Source organism: Halobacillus aidingensis, from assembly GCF_900104185.1.
GTDB lineage: Bacteria > Bacillota > Bacilli > Bacillales > Halobacillaceae > Halobacillus > Halobacillus aidingensis.
Genome location: NZ_FNIZ01000006.1, coordinates 117,656 through 137,533, shown reverse-complemented (window position 1 = coordinate 137,533; position 19,878 = coordinate 117,656). Strand labels below are relative to the sequence as shown.

The window sequence follows — 19,878 nt, the reverse complement described above, 5'->3', positions numbered from 1 at the left end:
GGTGAGGATATGACGATTTATCAAGACATTGAACATCTCATTCAGTATGGGCTGCACAAAAAAATGATCTCGGTATGGGATGTCGATTATGTCCGGAACCGTTTATTTCATTTGTTCAAACTTGAAGGCGCTTCCGTGGAAGTTTCTCATGAAGACGAAGACTATACTACTCCTGTCGCCATCCTTGAACGAATGCTTTCTTATGCGGTTGAAAAAAAAATCATCGAGGAAGATACCGTCACGGACCGGGATCTCTTTGACGCGAAAATCATGGATATCCTCGTCCCGCGCCCATCGGAGGTGAACCGGGACTTCTACTACAAATTTGAAAAAGAAGGACCGGAAGCAGCGACGGATTATTTTTATCAACTATCCAAGAACTCCCATTACATCCGCACAGACCGCATTGCTAAAAACAAGCACTGGTACAGCCAGACGGAATATGGAGATTTAGAGATTACGATCAATCTATCAAAGCCTGAAAAAGATCCAAAAGCAATCGCAGCTGCGAAAGCGAAGAAACAAGCGTCTTATCCGGATTGTCTGCTATGTAAAGAAAATGTCGGGTACGCCGGCAGGCTCGACCACCCGGCTAGAGACAATCATAGGATTATCCCTGTCGATCTCGAAGGCGAGCACTGGTTCCTGCAGTATTCCCCGTATGTGTACTACAACGAGCATGCGATCGTTTTATCACGGGGACACCGTCCGATGAAGATCTCCAAGGAAGGCTTTGATCGTCTCCTTGATTTCACGGATCAGCTGCCTCACTATTTTGTCGGCTCGAACGCAGATCTGCCTATCGTCGGAGGGTCGATTTTGAATCATGATCATTTTCAGGGCGGTCACCATGAATTCCCAATGGCGAAAGCACCGGTGGAAGAAACGTGCGATATTTCAAGATTCAAAGATGTAAAGGCAGGAATTGTACGCTGGCCGATGTCTGTCATTCGACTGAGAGGGGAAGATCGTCACCGGGTATCTGAACTCGGAGACGTCATTTTACAGTCGTGGCGCAGCTATTCCGATGAAAAAGTGGAAGTTTATGCAGAGACGGAGGGCGAACCTCATAACACGGTGACCCCGATTGCCCGCTACAGAAATGGGCATTATGAGCTTGATCTCGTCCTTAGAAATAACCGGACGAACGAATCCCATCCGATGGGAATCTTCCATCCTCATGAAGAAGTGCATCATATTAAAAAAGAAAATATCGGTCTGATCGAAGTCATGGGTCTCGCCGTGCTTCCAGGACGATTGGTTGATGAAATGGAGCAGTTGAGCCGTTTCATCAAAGAAGAAAAGTTAGACGCTGCGGTGAATGATGGAGCTGTCGCGAAACACGTGCCGTGGGCGAAAGAGATCAAGTGGAAAACAACATCAGAACAAGCCGTTTGGGAACAAATGCAGAAAGAAATCGGCAAACGATTTTCTACAGTTTTGGAACATGCAGGGGTGTTCAAACGTACAGAAGAAGGGAAGGAAGCGTTCCGGCGTTTCATGAAACAATTAGGTTAAGGAGGCGGTGACCATGGTCGATGTTTGTACGTACCAGAAGACAAAATTCAAGAGTCTGGATGCCGTTGTACTGGAAAATGAGAGTGTAAGAGCGGTGATCCTACCGGGATACGGAGGGAAGATGGTCAGCTTTTTTGATAAAGAAGCCGATTATGAATGGCTGTATCAGACCGATCGTCCGAATCTCGAAATCCCGCCGTACGGAGCGGATTTCTCCAAGTATGATTCTAGTGGTTTTGACGAAATGTTTCCTGGGATCGACAAGGGCCCTCATCCGACAGACTGGAGGGAGATTCCCGATCATGGTGAAGTATGGACGCTTCCATGGGAATATAAAGCGACCTATGATGGGGTTTCGCTTGAGGTCCACAGTCCAGAATTCCCTTATGCATTAAAAAAGAAAATCTGCCTGCACGGCGATGGCGTCACAATCAAATATGAAGCGATCAACAAGAGTGATGAGCCTTTTCCATTCATTTGGACGCCGCATGCCTTGCTCAATCTTGATGAACACACAGCCATCGAAGTGCCGGAAGACTTGAAGAAAGTCATGAACGTGGAAAAAGGATCCCAGCACCTCGGCGACTGGGGAACGACACACGCTTATCCGGAAACAAAGTCAGCGAAAACAGGAAACACGATCAACCTCAGCGAGCTTGAGCCGATGGAAGAAGGGACGGCAGAGAAATTTTATTTCACAGAGCCACTTTCTAAAGGATGGTGCTCGCTCGTCCAACCCAACTTGAATAGAAAATTGACGTATCGTTTTCCTGAAAATAAAGTGCCGTATCTCGGCGTTTGGAAAACGCGCGGCGGCTACCGTGGAGAGCATAATATCGCCTTGGAACCTTGCACAGGCGTATACGACGATGTGTATCTTGCTGAAAAAATCGGCAAAGTATCTTACATCCCGGCCCACGGCTCTTATACGTGGACATTGAACATCGAGACAGGAGGCTTATAAATGACGTATTTAGGTGTCGATTACTATCCGGAACACTGGCCGGAAGAAATGATGGATGAAGACTTTCAAGGCATCAAAGACATGGGCGCGAACATCATCCGAATTGGAGAATTTGCGTGGCATCTCATGGAAAAAGAGGAAGGCGCTTTTGACTTTTCCTACTTCGATCGTGTGATTGAAAAAGCGAAACAGAACGGCCTGGATGTCATGTTCGGGACACCGACAGCGACATTCCCAGCCTGGCTCGCTCAAAAACACCCTTCCATTTTGTCTAAAAATGAAAACGGTAACACGAGGGTGTTCGGCGGTCGCCGTCAATACTGTTTCAACTCAGATAAATACCGTCAATACGCGGCGGGGATTACGAAAAAACTTGTTCAGCACTATAAGAACGAAGAAGCGATTGTCTCCTGGCAGATTGACAATGAATTCGGTCATGAAGGAAGTGACATGTGCTTCTGCGACCAGTGTCATGGCGCTTTCCATCAGTATTTGGAAAACAAATACGAAAGCGTGGATCAGCTGAATGACGAGTGGGGAACAATTTTCTGGGGACAGACGTACAACGACTTTTCTGAAATCCCGGTACCGAAGCCAACCGTGACAACTCACAATCCAACATTGAAAATGGAGTGGGCACGCTTCCGTTCCGCTTCTGTCAACGGGTTCACCCACGAAATGACAGCGATTGTGAAGGAGCACAAAGGAAGCCATCAGACGGTGACGACGAACGTTTCCGGTGGATTTTTCGATAAATGGTTCGACCACGAGGAAAATGTGAAGCCGATGGACTTCGTATCTTATGATAATTACCCGGTGTGGGGCGGCCTCGAAAAACCGATCCCTCCAGAAGCTATTGCGATGACGCATGATTTCAACCGTGGCTTGCTTGATCAAAACTATTGGATCGTCGAAGAACTGATGGGAGCCCAGGGCCATGATGTCATCGGCTATCTGCCACGACCGAATCAGGCGAAAATGTGGTCGTATCAAGCATTTGCACACGGCTGTTCCAACATGCTTTATTTCCGTTGGCGTGGCATGACGAAAGGCGCTGAGCAGTTTTGCTACGGTGTCGTTGATCATGACAACGTATATGGACGCAAATATAAAGAGGTACAATCCCTTTTCAAAGAAATCAAAGAGCATGACGAGTTGTTGAATGCGGACATCAAGTCTGATGTGGCGGTCCTCTATGATTATGACAACATCTGGTCATGGCGTTCACAAATCCAAAGCAAAGACTTCGACTTCAACGAAGAATTGCTTGCGAACGATCCTTCCCCTTGCAATTCAAGCTGATGCGCAGCTGTTAAGGATTCGATTTCCTCGACACGAGCACCGATCAGATCGCGGACTGGACCTGGCAGGACTTCAGGTACCAGCGTCTATTTCCGTCTGGCGCGACCTTCTCGTTCCTGAACAAGCAGAAACGCTTTATTCGTATCAGGATCAATTTTACAAACAATATGCAGCCGTGACGAAGAACACGTTTGGAAAAGGAAACGTCTACTACGTCGGCGGGGGCTTGAGTGAAGAGGCCTTGGAGAAGATTGCTGCCGATGTGACGAGTGACTGTGGTATTGAAACGATTGAATCCGATCGCGATGTGGAAGTGTACCGCCGTCATATCGGTGGAGATTCCTACCTATTCTTGATGAATCACAGCGATAAGGAAAAGTCGTGTGGGAATGAAAAGCTGGGTCCATTTGAAAGTAGAATTGTGAAGGGATAGAGAAAGTGCAGGAGAGAGCTCCTGCACTTTTTTAGTTTGATTGATATATTTTTGATTTGGCCGATATATTAGGAGTTTGGTTGATATATGTAGATTTTAATTGATATATCTAAAATTTAATTGATATATCGTAATTTTGGTTGATAAAAGCCTCCCGTATAAACGAGAGGCTCTATGGTTTACTTATCGCTGTTATTCTTCTGCAAAACTTTCAAACCTTGGTTCATGTCCGATCCGAGCACGTAGTTACGATCAACGAACGTCCCCCAGAAATAACCGCCTGCTGGATTATAAACACCAACCTGCTCCGGATTGCTGGGATCCGTGATATCTACGGCACGAATGCCTCCCGCATAGTGGGACAGATATAAGGTGTTGCCATGAACTTTTGGATCGTGGACGGTGTTAGCGAAGGTTATACCATCTTCCACGTCATCGACAAGCTCTGTCTTAAACGTGCTCAACAGCTTAGGATTCTGCTTATCTTTAATATCAAAAATTCTAGTGTAGCCGTAGGATTCTTCATAGCCTTCTTTCGTAGGGTTGTACACTTCGCGTGTCTCAATCAGCACATTCCCACCTTTCGCAAGGGCAGCGGAGTGTGCAGAACCCTGGACGTCCGGGGCATAGTCTGTCCGACCTTCAAACTTCACGTTGTAAGGATCAGAGATATCGAGAATGATCGTACCGAGATCCCAGAAGGAAAGAAGGGCGGTATCTCCATTGTTATCCGTCATCGTACTGTGGTTGAAGACGGGGCGTGTTTTCCCATCAGGAGAATTCCAATTGTATCCATCAAAGTCTTCATCGACTTCAGGAAGAATACGTGGGTCGAACTCGTAAATCGTTTTCGGAGCAGAAGGATCACTGACATCAACTAAAGCAAAATCTTTCTCTTCGCCGTGTGTTAAGAGATCCGCATATGGATTTGCTGCTAACACGAAAGGCTTTCCTTCTTTCACAGTCAGATAAAGTTCATGGGTGCCTGGCACGCGCTTGTCCATTTCCCAGAAACCAAGTTTTTCAGGGGACTCAGGATTGGATACATCATACAAAAGAAAACCACCCTTAGAGTCAGGGTTGCTGCGGTTAAGTTGTTGGACGCTTACGACAGCAAGGTCTCCTTTGAATTCTTTCGTGTTCACTTTTTTAACGATGACCTTCTCCTGCCATGTGCCCGGAATGTCATCGGCAAACTTGGCGATTTCAACAGGATTGGATGGGTCTTTCAAATCAAAGATACGAACGCCACCTTCGCCGCCGTTCTTTGTATGTGTACCAACATAAGCATAGCCGTCATAAGCATATACGTCAGCGGTATTATTTTGTACTCCGTCATATTTTTTCAACTGCGCAGAACCGACTTCGTTCCAGTTCCCCACGTTTTTCGTCCCTTCCAAAACAGGAATCTCATTAAGCGCTTGAGATCCCTCCTGCCCTTTCTCTACAAAGGCATCATCAAACATATCATGGGCAAACGTCGTCGGTGTAGCAGAAAAGACAAGAAGCCCAGCCATAGCTGAACTGAGAACGATGTGTTTTTTATTCATCAAATTTCCCCCTCTAATGAAATTACTTCCAAAATATAACACGAGAGGAATTTAATTTCATTAATATTCAGAAAAATGAATCAAATGAACAGGTAGTCCATAGGATATCTATCCTGATTCTCAAATCCTTCGTGTGTCTAAAGAAATACAAACCAAAAGTATAATTAAGGAGAAAAGGGTGATTGACAAAATTTGGTGTACCAGGTCATCCAGAAAATGGATGACCTGGTACACCAAAAAAAGGAAACTAAAACACCAACAAAGCAAAGGTTGTAGCGATGATTAATCCGAGCATGACTGGGAAGAAGTTTTTCCGCACAAGCTCCATAACGGGGACGCCGCAGAATCCGGCGATCGCGATCAAGGAGGACCAGGCGATGATGGTCCCGCCTCCTGTCCAGATGGATCCCATCTGTCCGATGTCAGCAAGGGTCGAAGCGTCAAGCGTGCCGTTTGCGAGTGAGGCAGATAACGCACCGGTAAGCGGAAGTCCTGAGAAACCGGAGCCATCCAATCCGGTAATGATTCCGATGATCAAAATACTAAACGCGGTCAAAAAGGCGCTCTGTGGCAAATAATCCTGACTTGATTGGACAAGGTCGAACAAGAAGGAAGGAGTCGATTCAGCAGGAAGGACAAGAATATCTTTGGCAAAATCACCACTGCCAAGAAAAAAGAAACCGGCAATCGGAATCACGGGCCCCATCGCTTTAAAGGCAAAAACGAACCCTTCCGTAATATGCTCACTCACATCATCGAGTGCTTTCTGCTTTCCGAATGCAACACTGGAAAGCAACAGTAAAACAACGGCGACGCCTCCAATGAAGGCCGCTCCGTTTCCTCCTTCAAATCCACCCATTCGTCCTGAGCCGAGCTTGGTCGAAACCATATAAATCATTACGGCAAGCATGGAAAGCGGGACGAGAACGGCAAAAACTTTACTCCAGACATGAACGCGAGAGCTTGTCGTTTCTTCTGTTTCTTTGAGCCCTTGCATCTGAACAATTTCCTGTTGGTTCTGAGGGTCATCTTTGGTACGGAAACTTTTCCTGTTGAAAAAATAAGCAAGACCAATGGCTACGACACCTGTAACCACCGATAAAAGAAGGGCCTGGTCCATGACGCTGCCCGTATCGATCCCAGCTGATTTTGCAGAGAGCTCAGGAGCCACTTGGATGATGTAGTCCGAAGACAACGCCATTCCCTGTCCGGCAAGCGCCACAGCCATCGCAGCCACCATCGCAGGCATCCCCGTACGGATGGCAGCAGGTACAAGGAGTGCGCAAATGAGCGGAACGGCAGGAGTCGGCCAGAAGAAAAGCGAGACGACATAAGTGACCCCAACGAGAATGAAAAACGATACATGACTGTTGATCATCACTTTTTGAATCGGCTGGATCATCCTTGTATCTGCCCCGAGATCTTTCAAAGAACGCAGCAGGGCGACCATAAAGGTGATGATCAAAAAGATATTGAACAATTCTTTTGCCGCCACAAGGTTGGCATTGAAAACACCGACAAACCCGCTGATCAAACTTCCATTAAACATCCAGGCGACCAAAAAAGTACCGAGTAAAGTGGGGAGCACGACCCCTTTACGGAAAATCATCGTCAAGATGATGAGAAGTGTGAATAACCCGTAAATCCAATGAGACATTGTCAATTCCATAAAAATGCCTCCTCTTTTTACATAGGCTATTCAATCAGTTCTGGAGGGGTGAACCGGGAGGACTCTCTTTTTGTCAAAAATTGACCTTGAAATAAATTTTCTGAACATTATAATGATTAGTATTATTTATTTTTTTAGGGGGGATCATCGATGAAACAACAACTGACGAACATTTGGAAAGATTGGAGGCTGCATGCCATTGTACTCGCCATCGTCTTACTAACGGAAACGATCGGTACACACTCCTTCAATGTCGGCCCTGGTGTCGTTCTTTTATTACCGATGCTTTATGCCATCATTATTGGTCTTGCTTTATTTTTCACACCAGTGATTAAAGAGAAACAGTCGAAAAATGCGGAACCGCTCATCGTGCTTGGAGTCACAGTCCTCATTGCGAAAATTGGTGTCATCATCGGTCCGTCGCTTCCGCAGATCATTGAAGCGGGCCCTGCTTTACTCTTACAGGAATTCGGAAACCTCGGAACGATTTTAATTGCCTTGCCTGTAGCTGTTTGGCTGGGGCTGAAACGCGAAAGCATCGGGATGGCCCATTCGGTTGCGCGTGAACCGAACGTAGGATTGATTATGGACAAGTATGGATTCAACTCACCCGAAGGGCGCGGAGTCATGGCGATTTACATATTCGGGACCGTGTTCGGAGCTGTCTTTATGGGGGTGATCTCAGGTTTTCTTGCTACGTGGACACCGCTCCACCCGTTATCTTTCGCAATGGCTTCTGGAATCGGGAGCGGAAGCATGATGGCAGCTGCCAGTGGGTCTCTCGTTGCGGCCTTTCCGGGAATGGAAAATGATATCCTCGCCTTTGCAGGGGCGAGTAACCTTTTATCCTTATCGACAGGGTTGTATATGAGCATCTTTATCGGCCTGCCACTTACGGAACGTTTATATCAACTCATGACAAAGAAGAAAAACAACACAAGTGTAAGGAAAGGGGCGTAAACGATGCTGAAAAATATACAAGAATGGGTTTTGCTGCTGGGGATTTTCGGAGTGGTTGCGCTTGCTGGAAACTGGATCGGCTATGAAATCCTACCAACAAGCGCTATACCTGGAATGCTTATTCTCATCGGTATTTGCCTCGTTGGATTAATCTTAGGTGACGTCCTTCCAGGTTCGCTGCCAAGTATCGCTTACGTGGCACTCGTCGGCGTGCTCCTTTCTATGCCGTGGATGCCGGGATCTGAGTATATCGTGTCCGCAACAAGTGAGGTGGAGCTGCTTGCATTGACGACACCGATTCTCGCTTATGCAGGAATCGCGATCGGCCGCTCCTGGACAGACTTTGTCAAACTCGGATGGCGCAGCATTGTCGTCGCGGTTTGTGTCATGCTTGGCACATTTTTAGGTTCCGCACTCATCGCTGAAGCCATCTTAACGTTCCAGGGAATCATATAACGCCTAACTCAAGTAAGCAACGATTTAACCTGATGCAACAAAAAAAGCCGCGGAACCCCCGCGGCTTTCTTCCTATTTATTTTCCCCAGGCACTTCACAGCCATCTTCTGTACAAGCCGCTCCGCTCTCACTAGATAAATCCTCAAAAGCAGGTGTCTGTTCTTCCTCTGCAAAAGCTTTTTCAAGCCCTTGAACGAACACTTCCGTCGGCTGAGCGCCAGAGACGGCGTATTTCCGGTTGATGACAAAAAACGGTACGCCCTGGACGCCGATTTGCTGTGCTTCTGCTTCTTCACGGCGAACCGCTTCCGAATAATCCGCCCCCTCAAGGACAGAAGCCACGACATCACGGTCGAGTCCTACTTCTACCGCGAGCGTTGTAATCGTTTCATGATCGCCGATATCTTTGCCATCCGTCAGAACCGCCTTGAAAAAGCGTTCAGCAAAAGCTTTGCCTAATCCTTTTTCATTGGCTAATTGAGATACTCGATGAGCATCGAACGTGTTCGTCGGTACGACTGAATCAAAGCGGAAATCGAGACCGACCATCTTCGCCTGCTCGGTCATGTTCTGCGTCATCTCACGCGCTTCTTCCAAAGACCGGCCATATTTAGCGGCAAGTTTCTCATGCATGTTTCTTCCCATGTTGCGCTCGGCATTCGGGTCAAGTTCAAAGCTTTTATAGACGACATCCACCTGTTTGCCCGGAAAATGTTCCAATGCTTCTTCTAACCTGCGTTTTCCGATATAACAAAAAGGACAGACGAAATCTGACCAAATTTCTATTTTCATTGACGTTCACCTCTTCATTAGATTCCCTTCCATTTTACGATGCCCGTCGACGGAATTCCATGATTCTGTTTGAGACCAATCCAGCGTATATATGGGGAAAAAGGAGGTTGGACTTTATGGGGATTACGTTGATTAAAATTTCAGCCGTCTATTTTGCCATAGGAGTCGCGATTGGTTATTACATGTCGAGTGCGCATGACTATGCGCTCACACCGGTTCACGTCCACATCAATTTACTCGGATGGACCGCCCTCACGCTTGCAGGTATTTTATATCATACTTTTCCTATCCTTGCGAAATCGTTATCGGGAAAAATTCATTTCTGGCTTCATAACATCGGTCTTCCGTTAATGATGCTCGGCTTATTTTTCGTCGTCGTTTTTGAAAATGAAGCCTTGCTGCCGCTTGTGGCAACCGGAGCAACGGTGACATCCCTCGGTATTTTTTCCTTCGTCTTTAATGTGTTGAAAAACTTGAAAGCTTCCTGACACCAAATCCCTCTCCGCTTCGATTATAGAAGCAGGGAGGGATTTTAATGATTACTGTGGACACATTGAAACAACGCAGCCTGAACAAAATGGGAAACGTTCAACCGATTGTGAAAGAAAACGCGTGGAAAATGATCAAGCAAGCTTATAAGGATGGGATTTTTGTTCAAATCTCCTCCGGTCATCGCACGTATGAAGAACAGGCTCACCTGTATGGACAAGGCCGCCCGGACTATTATTGGAACGGGAAAAGGTATGGACATAGCGGCAACATCGTTACTTATGCCAAACCCGGAAAAAGCAATCATCACAGCGGCCGGGCGATCGACTTTTTCCTCGTCAGTTCAGATGGAAAAAAAGCGCTCTGGACGGTGAATCAGGATTGGCGCCACGTAGCTGATATCGCTAAGTCTCTCGGTTTTCAGTGGGGTGGGGACTGGTCGAGCTTCAAAGATTATGCCCATCTCGAATGGCCGGAAAAATCCCATAATATCCGTGATCTTCAAACAAAGCTGCAGAAATTAGGCTACCAACCCGGACCGATTGATGGCATTTATGGGCCGCGAACAAAACAAGCGATCATCGCTTTTCAACATCAGGAAGGGTTGGAAGTAGACGGGAGCGCAGGCCCGTTGACCACAAACAGACTCCACGCACGCACCTATCCCGGCTATCCCGTTCACTTCGGCTCCAAAGGGTCCGTGGTCCAACGAATCCAACGAGTAGTGGGCACAAAGGATGACGGCCACTTCGGCCCATTAACAGAAGCTGCCGTCTGTGCCTTCCAACAACAGCACCGTCTTAAAGTGGACGGGGTCGTCGGACCAAACACGTGGCGCAAGATGTTCGGTAACCAGCATCCCTCGTAGGGTGCTGGTCTTTTTTAAAAGAATCGCTCAGATAAATGTGGAAATCGATCAAACTCAAGGGGGAATCGCTCAAAGTAGCGTAGAAATCGATCAACCTCGAGAAAGAATCATTCAAAGTAGCTTAGAAATCAATCAAACTCACGAAAACTTCACACAAACGAGTTGGATAATTACACAAATCCTCGAAACTTGTCTAGTCATATCGTACCTGTTGACAAATAATGAGAATTTTAGAATAATACAAGTTGTAATATTCAGTTAAATCTAAATATTCACAAAAATTTTTACACAATTATGTTAACGCTTACATAAAGGAGGGTAGAGTCGTTGCTGATTCCGATTATTCTTTCTGTCATAACCGTACTTTCTGTTGTTTTCGCACTGAAAAAGAAGCGGCCTTTCTTACTGGCGGTTCCGTTCATTGCGCTCTTTGGTGTCGCTCTTGCCAAGATCATTATGGTTCCGATGCCGTTCTGGGAAACAGTACAATTCATTTTTAACTTAAGGGGATAATTCGAAGGGAGGTGAACCGTTGTGAAAAAGATGGATCCACAGAAGGCGAAAGCGTATTTCCGTTTACGTACGACTTTGATTATCATCTATCTCGCCGTTGGGGCAATCGTATCTTTCGGTGTTGTTCTTTTCGCCGAAAGCCTTCAGTCCTTTACAGTGATGGGCATTCCCCTTCCTTATTACATGGGAGCCCAAGGAGCCATTGTTACCTTTATTGCACTCCTTTTCTTCAATGCCATTATCAGTGATGTCGTCGATAAAAAATTCGGTTTAATTCCAAAAGAAGATTCCGGTCAAAATCAAGCAGTTAACCAATAAGATAGGGGGAGAAATATGGACGTACAGTTTATAGTCTCCCTTGCTTTAATTGTCGCTACTTTTGCTCTGTACATAGGTATCGCTGTCTACAATAAAGCAAGGGCTACATCAGATTTCTACGTTGCCGGCCGCGGGGTGCCGCCCGTTTACAATGGCATGGCCATTGGAGCGGATTGGATGAGTGCGGCTTCATTCATCGGACTCGCCGGTACGGTCATGATTCTTGGATATGATGGACTCGCATACATTATGGGATGGACGGGCGGATATTTGCTGCTTACGTTCCTTTTAGCTCCACAGTTAAGAAAATATGGACGGTACACGGTGCCGGAATTCATCGGAGACCGTTACCGCAGCAACACCGCTCGATTGATTGCCGCTGTAGCAACGATCATCATCAGCTTCACCTATTCTGTAGGACAACTGTCCGGATCGGGCGTGGTTATCGGGCGTCTGTTCGAAGTCGACACCGTGATCGGGACATTGATTGGCGTTGTGCTGATCGCCTTTTACTCAGCGATGGGTGGTATGAAAGGAATCACCTGGACACAGGTCGCACAATACTTGGTATTGATCATCGCGTATTTGATTCCGGTTATCTTCATGTCGCTGCAGCTGACGCAGAACCCTGTACCTTGGATCTCTTACGGGGATGTCGTTTCGGAAATGCGTACGATCGATCAGGAGTTGGGCATTTCTGAATACATCGTTCCATTTACTGAAGGATCGAAATGGCAGTTCATCGCCCTGATGTTCACACTGACGGCGGGAACAGCTGGTTTGCCACACGTCATCGTCCGTTTCTATACGGTAGCGACGATGAAAGCCGCTCGCTGGAGTGGAGCCTGGGCTTTGCTATTCATTGGATTACTCTATTTGTCCGCTCCTGCTTATGCTGCTTTTTCCCGTTTCATCTTGATGACCGAAGTGGCTGGATCACAATTGAACAATCTACCCGCCTGGACACAGGCCTGGGTGGATACCGGCCGGCTTTCCCTTGCGGACAATAATAGTGATGGCGTGCTGCAATGGTCAGAACTCGTCATCAGTAATGATATTGTTGTCATGGCAACACCAGAGATCGCGAACCTTGGCATTTTCGTCATCGGTTTGATGGCTGCCGGTGCGATGGCGGCTGCCTTATCGACGGCCGGTGGTTTGATGATTGCCATCTCCGCAGCCTTGTCCCACGACATTTATTTCCGCTCCATCAATCCGAATGCGAGTGAGAAAAAACGTCTCGCTGTCGGACGCTGGTCGATCGTCCTTGCTACTGTAGCCGCAGGTTTAATCGCTTTGAACCCGCCAGGTGCCATCACGCAAATCGTTGCATGGGCTTTCGCCTTAGCATCAGGATCGTTCTTCCCGGCCCTGCTTCTCGGGGTATGGTGGAAGCGGGCCAATGGGCCTGGGGTTATTGCCGGTTTGGTTGTCGGACTTTCCGTGACCCTTGGGTACATTTTTGCAGCAAAATACGGAGGATTTACTATCCTTGGAATCATCGATACAGGTGCTGGAGTCTTCGGAGCGACAGCCGCTATTTTAGCGAACGTCATTGTCTCCCTCATGACTGCACCACCATCCAAACAAACCCAGGATGAAGTCACAGACCTCCGCTACCCGGAACAAATCGAATACAAAGACGGAGAATACTGGCTCAAAGAAAACGTCAAATAAATAATGGAAAAAACAGGTGTACCAGGTCATCCAAATATTGGATGACCTGGTACACCATTTATTTACATATTACAGACGGTGAAGTTTGGCAAAGTCGGTTTGCAGTTTTCCTGAAACGGATTCGTACACTTCAAAGAGGGCTTTGTATTTCTCATGATTTTCAGCGTTCGGTTCATACTGTTCCTTCATTGGAATGGAGGATTTAATGGATGCTAAGCTGTCCACATGACCAAGGCTATAGAGAGCTACCCACGCGGCTCCCCATGCGGAACTTTGGTGACTCACCGGGATATCGATCCGCTTGTTGAAAATGTCTGCAAGCATCTGAACCCACATTTCTGAACGGGCAAATCCGCCGCTTGCGTAAATTTTGTTGTGCTTGTTGCCGAGGCGCTCCAGGGCACTTCCAATATGTAAAATGGAAAATAGTACGCCTTCCATCGCTGCTCTCATCATATGACCCTTGCCATGAGAAGGCGTCAGGCCGATGAAAGATCCTTTCGCTTCCGCGTTCCAGAATGGCGCGCGCTCCCCGTTCAAGTAGGGAAGAAAAATCAAATTCCCTGCACCAGCTTCCACTTCACTCGCAAGCTTCGTCAGTTCTTCTACTGGAATTTTATCCTCATTCGAGAACAGCTGCTGGATCCATTTCAGCACAAGGCCACCATTATTGGACGGTCCGCCGGTAATCCACAAATCATTGGTGAAGCTGTAAGAGAACACTTCCTGTTGATCATCAAGTAGCGGTTCACTGGAAAATTGACGGATCGCTCCACTCGTGCCAATGGTTATCGCTGTCTCGCCAGGTTGAATCGCACCGATTCCAAGGTTCGCCAAAGGTCCATCACTTCCCCCGATGACAAAAGGAGTTCCGGAATCCAGACCAGACTTTTCAGCGGACTCCGCACTCATGCCTTTCATTACATATGTAGGTTCGACCGGTTGGAAAAGCTGCTCGCGGCGAATGCCTGCAAGGGCCAGTGTTTCTTCATCCCACTCGTGTTCGTGAATGTTGAAAAGACCAGTGGCTGCAGCAATCGAATAGTCGACCACTTTTTCCCCGAACCAGCGATACAACAAAAATTCTTTCACAGAAACAAAGTAATCCGCCTTCTGCAGTGGTTCGTAGTGGTTGTTTTTCATCCATAGTAGTTTTGATAATGGAGACATCGGATGAAGCGGCGTCCCTGTGCGCCTATACACATCGGGATGGTTTTCCTTCAACGTGGATGCTTCATCAGCACTGCGTGCATCCGCCCAAATCATTGACGGCGACAGAGGTGCTCCTTTTTCATCCATACAAATGAGAGAATGCATGGCAGCAGAGATTCCCACACCGACAATGTCCTCTCGATCGATGGATCGTGTACTCAAACTCAACGCTTCAAGTGCGGCTTGTTCCATTTGAAGCGGGTCCTGTTCGGCGTGGCCGACGACAGGGTAGGAGAGAGGATAGGCCACTTCGTATTCAGCAGCAACCTCTCCATTTTTATGAAAGACGACGGATTTCGCACTCGTCGTTCCAAGATCTAATCCAATCACATAACTCATCTTAAACTTCCTTTCTACACACGCTTCCTTGAGATCGCATCACGCATGCGCTGCGTAGCGGTCTGTGCTTGTTCCTTCATTTTCACACTATAATTGACAAAAAGCGAGTCGATCAGCGAGAGGCCGGCGATCCTTGAAGCGAGGGCTTCCGAACGGAATTCCGTTTCCTCTGCGACGGTGTATAAAGACAAATCGACCACTTTTGTCAGTGGAGATTTAGCGAAGTTCGTAATGGCGATAATCTTCACATTGTTTTCCTTCGCGACATCCACAATATCAAGAATATCCTGGTTCGATCCGGTATGGGAAATGACGACCGCCACATCCGTTTCTCTCATTTGAGAGGCAGACATCAACTGCAAGTGCGTGTCCGGATATGCATACGCTTCCATTCCTGTCCGCATAAACTTGTGCTGAGCATCCATAGCAAGGATGTTCGAGCCACCACTTCCGAAAAAGAACACCCGATCGGCTTCAACCAAATATTCCATCGCTTTTTTTAAAGAAAGCGGGTTTTGGACATCACGTGATGTTTCGAGCGCTCGGATATTCGCTTGAAATACTTTTTCAGTAATTTCAAAGTCCGTGTCTTCTTCAGATATCTTTTCATGGATATCCTGGATCGGATTGACGATTTCGGATGCTAAAGCAATTTTCATGGCCTGGTAGCCTTTAAAACCTAAGCGCTTACAAAATCTGAAAACGGTTGCATCAGCGACCATAAGATCATCCGCGACCTGGTTAATGGTAGAGTGAACAATATCTTCTGTATTTTCTAAAATGTAATCAGCGATCAGTTTTTCTTTTTCACTGAACTGTGAATAAGAAGAACGGATTCTGCTAATGACGTGTTTCGTGGGAGCTTCAATCATAGGGATTCCTCCTTCGAATTTCCACTTTCTCTTATTGTATATGAAATTTATTTCAAAAGAAAGATTGGGGTCGGTGAAATTTTTTTCTAAAAAACTATTGAACTAAAAAAGATTTATTGTATAATCGGAATTACAGAAAATAATTTTCAGAGTTTTCCACAGCTTTTTTTTAGGTAATCTTTGAAAGCGCTTCTATTAGGGGGCGGGTGGAACTTGAACAAATGAAAGCTATTTTCTATGGAATCGATTCCTGTTTTTTGGCTTTTTGTTGAAAGCGGTTACTAGGAAGACGGGATGCACGCAAGCTTTGTGAAAAAAATTTTATATACAAGGGGAGAGGTAGAACATGAAGAAATTATTTGGTTTATTGTCGATGGTCCTTTTGATTACAGTATTAGCTGCTTGTGGTAACGGCGGAGCAGAGTCCAGCAGTGGCGATGGTGAAAGCGCTTCAGGTGACAGCGGCGAAACAAAAACGATTAAAGCCGGTATCGGTCTGAACAGTGATCACCCTCAGTACAAAGGTCTATTGAAGTTTAAAGAAATTGTTGAAGAGAAAACAGACGGCGCGATTAAAGTAGATACATATCACAGTGGTCAGCTAGGTGACGACCGTTCCATGACGGAAGCGCTTCAGCTTGGTACACAGGAAGTGGTTGTTCCATCTACAGCACCACTAGCGAACTTTGTACCAGAATTCAGCGTATTCGACATTCCGTTCCTTTTCCCTAACGAACAAGTAGCGGACGAAGTATTAGACGGTGAAGTTGGACAAGAATTGCTTGGAAAACTGGAAGAACAGAACCTTGTCGGGCTGGCATATTGGGAAAATGGTTTCCGTGACCTTACAAACAGTGAGCGTGCGGTAGCATCCGTTGATGACTTCGATGGTTTGAAAATCCGTACAATGGAAAACGATCTGCACTTGGATGCCTTCAAGGCACTAGGAGCAAACCCTACACCAATGGCATTCACAGAATTGTTCACAGCGATGCAGCAAGGTACGGTTGACGGTCAGGAAAACCCTTATGCAACAATCTATCTTCAAAAGTTCTATGAAGTTCAAGATCACGTATCAAACACACACCACATCTACAGCCCATTCGTATTCTTGATGAGCAAATCTTTCTATGATGGTTTGTCAGAAGATCAGCAGAAGATTGTAAAAGATGCAGCGGTAGAAGCAGGTAAGCATGAGCGTAAGTTGAACCGTGAAGCGAACGAAAAGTATTTGAAACAGCTTCAAGAAGAAGGCATGGAGTACACAGAAATCTCAGATGAAGCTCGCCAGGAAATGGTCGATGCTGTAGCTCCTGTCATTGAAGATTACAAGAGCAAGATCGGTGAAGAAACAGTAGACAAAGTTTACAAAGCGATTGAAGAAGCGCAAAAATAATAGAATGACAGAGGGTACGCTGTAGCGGGACTGCAGCGTATTCTTCTCCATTCAGGGTCAGTTGAGGTGAAGAAAATGAACATCATTCGAGCGATCGACCGCAGATTTGAAGAAGTATTGCTTGTCATTTTCTCGACCATCATGGTCAGTGTCATTTTCCTGCAAGTCGCAATGCGTGTGTCAGGAAATTCATTGTCCTGGTCAGAGGAACTCGGACGGTACTGCTTCATCTGGTTAGTGTATATCGGAATCAGTTACGGAGTGAAGAAACAGCGTCATATCAAAGTGGACGTCATGCTGCTTTTACTTAAAGGAAAAGCAAAATTGTTGCTCGCTATCATTGCGAATCTACTATTCTTAGTTTTCAGTTTGTATGTTGTCGTCAATGGCTACAGCATTGCTTCCCAGCTGCTATCGTTCGGCCAGCAGTCACCGGCCTTACATATACCGATGGGACTTGTTTACATGGCGACACCCGTCGGATTTGCCCTAACAGCGATCCGTCTCGTACAAAACTTGATTGTGCAGATCAAAATGTTGATTGGTAAAAAAGAACTCGATGTCGACGATGAACGCGATCGTATGCAGAAGCAGGAAGGAGAGGATGAATCATGACAACAATCGTATTATTCGGGACATTCGCCCTCTTCCTTTTGCTTAGTGTACCGATTGGAATCGCTCTCGGATTATCGACACTTGCGACCATCTTCTATACTGGCGCCATTCCGGTCCAGTTTTTAATGAAGGAACTCGTCACATCTGTCGACTCATTCCCATTAATGGCCGTTCCCTTTTTCATCTTAGCCGGTGAAATCATGGGGAAAGGCGGCATATCCGAAAGACTGTTCAACTTCGCGAACGCCCTCGTTGGTAACAAAACGGGTGGATTTGCGATGGCGACCATCGTTACATGTATGTTCTTTGCGGCGATTTCTGGTTCCGGACCGGCAACCGTTGCAGCCATCGGTGGGATTATGATCCCTGCCATGGTAAGACAGGGATATGATAAAAAGTTCGCGACAGCTACCGTAGCTGCTGCAGGTTCCATTGGTGTCATCATTCCTCCAAGTATTCCGATGGTCATCTACGGAGTTGTAGGTGGAGCATCCATCGGAGACATGTTCATCGCAGGAATTATCCCAGGATTTATCGTCGGTGGAGCACTTCTTGCTTGGGCGTACATTTATTCAAGACAACAAGGGTATAAAGGTCTGGCAGAGAAAACGTCCCTCGCAAACATCGGAAAAACATTCTGGGAAGCCAAATGGGCACTTGTCATCCCGGTCATCATCCTGGGTGGAATCTACGGCGGAATTTTCACACCGACAGAAGCAGCTGTTATTGCTGTTGTGTACGGTATGATTGCCGGCTTGTTCCTATACGGTGAACTCAGCATCAAAGACATGCCGAAAATTTTCGCAGATTCTGCTTTGACGACAGCGACTGTCCTCATCATTGTTGGATCCGCAACAGCCTTCGGTCGTCTGTTGACGATCGAGCAGATCCCGACACAAGTAGCCAACTTCATGTTATCTATTTCTGAAAATCAGATCATTCTGATTCTGTTGATCACATTGCTTCTGCTCATTGTCGGATGTTTCATGGATACGCTGGCAGCGATCATCATTTTGACGCCGATCCTGCTTCCGATTGCCGTAAACCTTGGTTACGATCCGATCCACTTCGGAATCATCATGGTCGTGAACCTGGCGATTGGTTTCATTACACCACCACTTGGCGTAAACTTGTTTGTCGGATCCGGAATCTCCGGGCTCTCCATCGAACAGCTGTCCCGAGCGATCATCCCATACTTTTTCGCGATGATTTTCTCGTTACTGATGATTACGTTTATTCCAGAGTTATCTCTTTGGTTGATCAGCTTCGCTGAATGATGAAAAAAGGACTGATCCTCCTTGTACGTCACCCGAGATCCCTTGCTTTTAGGCAAGGGGTTTTTCGGTTTATGGCTGGACTGTTATAAGACTTGAGTTTGAGATGTTTTGGGGTTCGTTGCTGAGTTGAGCGTCAGGGGTGGCTGGGAAGCAACTCGCTTTCCTGTGGGGGAGCGCCGAGCTTCCTCGGGCTACCGCCCTGCGGGATCTCGTCTATCTCCTTTTCCCACGGGAGTCTCGCAGCTTCCCAACCACCCCATTTGAAAATAAGAGAAATGAACCCACGTCTACTGATGGAGCGTCTACTCATAACCACTGATTTATCGAGAAAAAGCGCCATATATCAAGCTCTCACCACCGGTATTCCTAAATCATGGATGTTTAAATTCCTACACTTCCCTTATGCTAAAAGCTACTTATTCAGGAAGGGGGGTTCGAGAATCTCATAGGTTAAGGGGCGGAGGGGGATGGCGAGACTCCTGCGGGAAAAGAGTGCTTGGTGAGACCCCGCAAGGCGCGAGCCTGAGGAGGCTCACCGCGCTCCCGCGGAAAGCGAGTCATCCCCCGCAGCCCCGATCCACCTCACTAAATGTCTGGAACCTGGGTCTTCCACAATCGGGAGCTATAGTGGAAGAATGAAAAGTTAGTATAATGAAAT

Annotated in this window: 17 protein-coding genes and 1 pseudogene; 13 read left to right on the top strand and 5 right to left on the bottom strand. The window is 46.7% G+C overall.

Features of this window, described 5'->3' with window-relative positions:
* The first annotated feature begins 9 nt into the window (after window positions 1-9).
* The 3 genes and pseudogenes from galT (at window position 10) to BLS23_RS07895 (ending at window position 4,217) form a co-directional block, all read left to right on the top strand.
* Window positions 10-1,518, top strand: coding sequence for a UDP-glucose--hexose-1-phosphate uridylyltransferase (galT, locus tag BLS23_RS07905; RefSeq protein WP_089652005.1), 1,509 nt, complete (start codon window positions 10-12; stop codon window positions 1,516-1,518).
* A gap of 13 nt (window positions 1,519-1,531) precedes the next feature.
* On the top strand, window positions 1,532-2,482 hold the full coding sequence (locus tag BLS23_RS07900; protein WP_089652004.1) for an aldose epimerase family protein: 951 nt from the start codon (window positions 1,532-1,534) through the stop codon (window positions 2,480-2,482).
* Window positions 2,483-4,217 (top strand): annotated as a pseudogene (locus BLS23_RS07895) (beta-galactosidase).
* Between the two features lie 179 nt (window positions 4,218-4,396).
* Here the strand turns inward: BLS23_RS07895 and BLS23_RS07885 are convergent.
* Window positions 4,397-5,767, bottom strand: a complete 1,371-nt coding sequence (locus BLS23_RS07885) for an LVIVD repeat-containing protein (RefSeq protein WP_089652002.1) — start codon at window positions 5,765-5,767, stop codon at window positions 4,397-4,399.
* A 247-nt stretch (window positions 5,768-6,014) separates the two neighbouring features.
* Complete coding sequence (locus BLS23_RS07880) at window positions 6,015-7,436, bottom strand: hypothetical protein (RefSeq protein WP_089652001.1); 1,422 nt, start codon at window positions 7,434-7,436, stop codon at window positions 6,015-6,017.
* A gap of 150 nt (window positions 7,437-7,586) precedes the next feature.
* Between BLS23_RS07880 and BLS23_RS07875 the strand changes: the two genes are divergently transcribed.
* Complete coding sequence (locus BLS23_RS07875; RefSeq protein ID WP_089652000.1) at window positions 7,587-8,396, top strand: DUF3100 domain-containing protein; 810 nt, start codon at window positions 7,587-7,589, stop codon at window positions 8,394-8,396.
* A 3-nt stretch (window positions 8,397-8,399) separates the two neighbouring features.
* Window positions 8,400-8,852 carry a hypothetical protein gene (locus BLS23_RS07870; RefSeq protein WP_089651999.1) on the top strand — a complete coding sequence of 151 codons (453 nt, stop codon included), beginning with the start codon at window positions 8,400-8,402 and terminating at the stop codon, window positions 8,850-8,852.
* 72 nt (window positions 8,853-8,924) lie between these two features.
* Here BLS23_RS07870 and BLS23_RS07865 read toward each other — a convergent pair whose 3' ends face one another.
* Entirely contained in the window at window positions 8,925-9,644 is a 720-nt protein-coding gene (locus BLS23_RS07865; RefSeq protein ID WP_089651998.1) for a DsbA family oxidoreductase, read from the bottom strand.
* Between the two features lie 116 nt (window positions 9,645-9,760).
* On the opposite strand from BLS23_RS07865, the gene BLS23_RS07860 reads away from it, so the two are divergent.
* From BLS23_RS07860 to BLS23_RS07840, 5 genes are all read left to right on the top strand, one after another.
* Window positions 9,761-10,132 (top strand): cytochrome-c oxidase, encoded by a 372-nt coding sequence (locus tag BLS23_RS07860; protein ID WP_089651997.1) that lies wholly within the window; start codon window positions 9,761-9,763, stop codon window positions 10,130-10,132.
* Between the two features lie 47 nt (window positions 10,133-10,179).
* A complete protein-coding gene (locus tag BLS23_RS07855; protein WP_089651996.1) occupies window positions 10,180-11,001 on the top strand; it encodes a peptidoglycan-binding protein in 822 nt (273 codons plus the stop codon).
* Window positions 11,002-11,328: 327 nt separating this feature from the next.
* A complete protein-coding gene (locus BLS23_RS07850) occupies window positions 11,329-11,514 on the top strand; it encodes a hypothetical protein (protein WP_089651995.1) in 186 nt (61 codons plus the stop codon).
* A gap of 21 nt (window positions 11,515-11,535) precedes the next feature.
* Window positions 11,536-11,832 (top strand): DUF4212 domain-containing protein, encoded by a 297-nt coding sequence (locus BLS23_RS07845; protein ID WP_089651994.1) that lies wholly within the window; start codon window positions 11,536-11,538, stop codon window positions 11,830-11,832.
* A gap of 15 nt (window positions 11,833-11,847) precedes the next feature.
* The gene (locus BLS23_RS07840) at window positions 11,848-13,509 is read left to right on the top strand and encodes a sodium:solute symporter family protein (RefSeq protein ID WP_089651993.1); all 1,662 of its coding nucleotides are present in this window, start codon (window positions 11,848-11,850) and stop codon (window positions 13,507-13,509) included.
* Between the two features lie 69 nt (window positions 13,510-13,578).
* On the opposite strand, the gene BLS23_RS07835 is transcribed toward BLS23_RS07840, so the two are convergent.
* Window positions 13,579-15,060 carry a gluconokinase gene (locus BLS23_RS07835; protein WP_089651992.1) on the bottom strand — a complete coding sequence of 494 codons (1,482 nt, stop codon included), beginning with the start codon at window positions 15,058-15,060 and terminating at the stop codon, window positions 13,579-13,581.
* A gap of 14 nt (window positions 15,061-15,074) precedes the next feature.
* Entirely contained in the window at window positions 15,075-15,932 is an 858-nt protein-coding gene (locus BLS23_RS07830; RefSeq protein ID WP_089651991.1) for a MurR/RpiR family transcriptional regulator, read from the bottom strand.
* 346 nt (window positions 15,933-16,278) lie between these two features.
* Between BLS23_RS07830 and BLS23_RS07825 the strand changes: the two genes are divergently transcribed.
* From BLS23_RS07825 to BLS23_RS07815, 3 genes are all read left to right on the top strand, one after another.
* Entirely contained in the window at window positions 16,279-17,328 is a 1,050-nt protein-coding gene (locus BLS23_RS07825) for a TRAP transporter substrate-binding protein (RefSeq protein WP_089651990.1), read from the top strand.
* A gap of 75 nt (window positions 17,329-17,403) precedes the next feature.
* Window positions 17,404-17,943 (top strand): TRAP transporter small permease, encoded by a 540-nt coding sequence (locus BLS23_RS07820; RefSeq protein ID WP_089651989.1) that lies wholly within the window; start codon window positions 17,404-17,406, stop codon window positions 17,941-17,943.
* A complete protein-coding gene (locus tag BLS23_RS07815; RefSeq protein WP_089651988.1) occupies window positions 17,940-19,220 on the top strand; it encodes a TRAP transporter large permease in 1,281 nt (426 codons plus the stop codon). Before BLS23_RS07820 ends, BLS23_RS07815 begins: the two co-directional genes overlap by 4 nt.
* Window positions 19,221-19,878 lie beyond the last annotated feature (658 nt).

What these genes read in the sequence shown, in the direction of transcription:
- galT (WP_089652005.1), top strand. Translation starts at nt 10, where the DNA reads ATGACGATTTATCAAGACATTGAACATCTCATTCAGTATGGGCTGCAC.
- BLS23_RS07900 (WP_089652004.1), top strand. Translation starts at nt 1,532, where the DNA reads ATGGTCGATGTTTGTACGTACCAGAAGACAAAATTCAAGAGTCTGGAT.
- BLS23_RS07885 (WP_089652002.1), bottom strand. Translation starts at nt 5,767, where the DNA reads ATGAATAAAAAACACATCGTTCTCAGTTCAGCTATGGCTGGGCTTCTT.
- BLS23_RS07880 (WP_089652001.1), bottom strand. Translation starts at nt 7,436, where the DNA reads ATGGAATTGACAATGTCTCATTGGATTTACGGGTTATTCACACTTCTC.
- BLS23_RS07875 (WP_089652000.1), top strand. Translation starts at nt 7,587, where the DNA reads ATGAAACAACAACTGACGAACATTTGGAAAGATTGGAGGCTGCATGCC.
- BLS23_RS07870 (WP_089651999.1), top strand. Translation starts at nt 8,400, where the DNA reads ATGCTGAAAAATATACAAGAATGGGTTTTGCTGCTGGGGATTTTCGGA.
- BLS23_RS07865 (WP_089651998.1), bottom strand. Translation starts at nt 9,644, where the DNA reads ATGAAAATAGAAATTTGGTCAGATTTCGTCTGTCCTTTTTGTTATATC.
- BLS23_RS07860 (WP_089651997.1), top strand. Translation starts at nt 9,761, where the DNA reads ATGGGGATTACGTTGATTAAAATTTCAGCCGTCTATTTTGCCATAGGA.
- BLS23_RS07855 (WP_089651996.1), top strand. Translation starts at nt 10,180, where the DNA reads ATGATTACTGTGGACACATTGAAACAACGCAGCCTGAACAAAATGGGA.
- BLS23_RS07840 (WP_089651993.1), top strand. Translation starts at nt 11,848, where the DNA reads ATGGACGTACAGTTTATAGTCTCCCTTGCTTTAATTGTCGCTACTTTT.
- BLS23_RS07835 (WP_089651992.1), bottom strand. Translation starts at nt 15,060, where the DNA reads ATGAGTTATGTGATTGGATTAGATCTTGGAACGACGAGTGCGAAATCC.
- BLS23_RS07830 (WP_089651991.1), bottom strand. Translation starts at nt 15,932, where the DNA reads ATGATTGAAGCTCCCACGAAACACGTCATTAGCAGAATCCGTTCTTCT.
- BLS23_RS07825 (WP_089651990.1), top strand. Translation starts at nt 16,279, where the DNA reads ATGAAGAAATTATTTGGTTTATTGTCGATGGTCCTTTTGATTACAGTA.
- BLS23_RS07820 (WP_089651989.1), top strand. Translation starts at nt 17,404, where the DNA reads ATGAACATCATTCGAGCGATCGACCGCAGATTTGAAGAAGTATTGCTT.
- BLS23_RS07815 (WP_089651988.1), top strand. Translation starts at nt 17,940, where the DNA reads ATGACAACAATCGTATTATTCGGGACATTCGCCCTCTTCCTTTTGCTT.